Here is a 1,957-nt window from a genome sequence, read left to right as displayed (position 1 = left end):
TAATATCTTCAGGTGTTGGGCGGCTCATCGGGTCTTCACCGGGGTAGGCAGAGGCTCTCATGGCTGTCCGTGTGCCACCGGGATTAATGGTGTTGACTCTTACCTGGCTGAGGCCGTCTTCTTCATCTGCCATCACCTGCATCAGGCCTTCGGTAGCAAATTTTGAGATGCTATAGGCTCCCCAGTGAGCGCGTCCTTTATGACCAACGCTGGAGGAAGTGAAGGCAATGGAACCGGATTCAGCGTTGCGAAGCAGAGGGAGCAGTTCTCTTGACAGCAGGAAGGGGGCAGTCAAATTAACGTGCATGACTTCATTCCATTTATCCAGTTCAAATTGTGCAATGGTTTTCAGTTCGCCCAGCAGGCCTGCATTGTGCAGGAGCCCATCCAGTCTGCCAAATTCTTTATCCAGAGTTTCCGCCAGGTTCGCATAGTCCTGTTCTGAAGCTCCGGCGAGGTTCATGGGATAAATGGCCGCCTGGGGCCAGCCATTTTCTTCAATCTCGTCATAGACCTCTTCAAGCTTGCTGATGGTTCTGCCCAGCAAGATGACGGTAGCGCCGTGGCGTGCAAAGGTCAGTGCTGCCGTTCGGCCAATACCACTGCCAGCACCAGTGATCAGGATAATTTTGTCCCGGAGGAGGTTGTCGGGTGCAGTATATTTAAACATGTGTTGCTCTCCGTGGTAGCTGCCACTTGTACTTTTCCAGCAGCGGAAGAATCTCTTCTGCGGATGAGACGTTGTAATCAGCGTGCCACTGATCCGGCGTATCTTTGGGACTGATAAAACCATAGAGTGCGGCAATAGTCACCATGTCTGCATTTCTGCCAGCCTCAATGTCGCGCCAATGATCACCCACATAAATGCACTTTGCCGGATTAGCGTCCGTCTGCTGGCAGGCCAGTAGCAGAGCTTCGGGGTTGGGCTTGGTCAGTCTGACATGGTCTGGACAGATCAATGTTTTTGACCGGTGGCTCAGGTTAGCCTGAGCCAGTAAAATTTTTGCGTAAACTGAAGGTTTATTGGTGACGACCCCCCAGGGAATGGCTCTTTCATCCAGAGCATCAAGCAGTGTTGGCAGTCCGCCGTACAGTTTTGCTGCTTTTTCCCTACGATCATTGCTGATGTAGTCATTATATTCATCAAGAAGCCTGTTCCTGAGGCTTTCTACCTTCGGGTCTGATGGCTCCAGACCGTATGCGAGTTGAACCAGCTTTCTCGAGCCTTCCGAAACATAGCTTCGAATGAGCTCGCCATCCATTGCTGGCAGATGATCATCTGCCAGCATTTTGTTGACGGTAAAAATGAAGTCTTCCGAAGTGTCCAGCAGAGTGCCGTCCAGATCAAAAAAAATACCTTCAATGGTGTTCGGTTGACTCATCAAGATTCTCATTGGGCCTCTGGCTTGCTGCCATAAATCAGGTAATTAACGTCAGTGTCCGACTTCTTAAGTGAGTAGACACCGGTAAACGGGTTGAAAATCATACCTGTCATGTCGTTTACTTCCAGATCGCTCTGGCGCATCCAGCCGCAGAGCTCATGAGGTTTAATGAATTTACTGTGTTCATGGGTACCCTTGGGAAGCATTTTAAGAACGTACTCGGCCCCGACGATGGCAAACAACCAGGATTTGGCATTGCGGTTTATCGTAGCAAAGAAGATCTGTCCGCCGGGTTTGAGCAGCTTTTCACAAGCACGAATGACGGACGCCGGTTCAGGAACGTGTTCGAGCATTTCGAGACAGGTAACCACATCGAAGGTGCCGGGTATTTCTTCTGCCAGTTCTTCCACCGGAATCTTGCGGTAGTTGACCTCAACTTCGCTTTCCATACTGTGTAAGCGAGCTACGGAAAGTGGTGCATCGCCCATGTCGATGCCGGTAACATCCGCACCGCGAAGCGCCATTGATTCGCTGAGAATGCCTCCGCCACAGCCAACGTCCAGTACTTTTTTTCC

Annotated in this window: 3 protein-coding genes; all 3 read right to left on the bottom strand. The window is 50.8% G+C overall.

What is annotated here, in order from left to right; all coding sequences use genetic code 11:
• Nucleotides 1-670 (bottom strand): YciK family oxidoreductase (locus KDK17_RS19195; RefSeq protein WP_257288840.1); only part of this gene is annotated, 670 nt, incomplete at its 3' end.
• Nucleotides 663-1,382: an HAD family hydrolase gene (locus KDK17_RS19190; protein ID WP_257275492.1), complete on the bottom strand. Its 720-nt coding sequence runs from the start codon at nucleotides 1,380-1,382 to the stop codon at nucleotides 663-665. The genes KDK17_RS19190 and KDK17_RS19195, both read right to left, overlap by 8 nt.
• An 8-nt stretch (nucleotides 1,383-1,390) precedes the next feature.
• The coding region (gene ubiG / locus KDK17_RS19185) for a bifunctional 2-polyprenyl-6-hydroxyphenol methylase/3-demethylubiquinol 3-O-methyltransferase UbiG (protein ID WP_257288839.1) at nucleotides 1,391-1,957 on the bottom strand (567 nt) is incomplete at its 5' end.

The sequence above is a fragment of the Endozoicomonas sp. SESOKO2 genome, from assembly GCF_024606245.1.
Classification (GTDB): domain Bacteria; phylum Pseudomonadota; class Gammaproteobacteria; order Pseudomonadales; family Endozoicomonadaceae; genus Endozoicomonas_A.
The sequence above is the reverse complement of the archived record's forward strand: the minus strand, read 5'-3'. Positions and strand labels throughout refer to the sequence as shown.

What these genes read in the sequence shown, in the direction of transcription:
- KDK17_RS19190 (WP_257275492.1), bottom strand. Translation starts at nt 1,382, where the DNA reads ATGAGTCAACCGAACACCATTGAAGGTATTTTTTTTGATCTGGACGGC.